The following is a 424-nucleotide window of genomic DNA, read 5'->3' as shown; positions in this document are numbered from 1 at the left end:
GAAGCGCCAGTACAAGCTCAAACAGCGCCTGTAGCCGGCGAAGGCGAGTACGACATCGTAGCCGTAACATGTTGCCCTTCTGGTGTTGCACACACCTTCATGGCTGCGAAAGCACTGGAAAAAGCAGGCTTAGCAGCAGGCCTTAAGATTAAGGTAGAAACTCAAGGTCAAAACGGTATTCAGAACCGCATCAGCGACCTAGATGTAGCGAACGCGAAGCTAGTTATCTTGGCTCACGATATTCAAGTGAAAGACGCTCACCGCTTTGCTAACGCGAACGTGATTGAGTGTTCAACGAAAGAAGCGATGAAGAAAGCCGCGGACATGGTGGCTATTTAAAACCTGAAACAAGTTAGAAGATAAAATTACTACCCCCTAGTAACTAAAATCCCCATTCGCCTTGTCTGCGAATGGGGATTTTATA

Annotated in this window: 1 protein-coding gene; it reads left to right on the top strand. The window is 47.4% G+C overall.

Annotated features, from left to right (window positions below; all coding sequences use genetic code 11):
- Positions 1–339, top strand: a 339-nt coding sequence (locus AB4496_RS29695) for a PTS fructose transporter subunit IIB (protein ID WP_372133729.1), incomplete at its 5' end; no start/stop codon positions are given.
- Positions 340–424 lie beyond the last annotated feature (85 nt).

The organism is Vibrio sp. 10N.222.46.A1, from assembly GCF_041473595.1.
In the GTDB taxonomy this organism is placed as follows: domain Bacteria; phylum Pseudomonadota; class Gammaproteobacteria; order Enterobacterales; family Vibrionaceae; genus Vibrio; species Vibrio tasmaniensis_A.
This window is presented reverse-complemented; position numbering and strand designations above follow the sequence as displayed.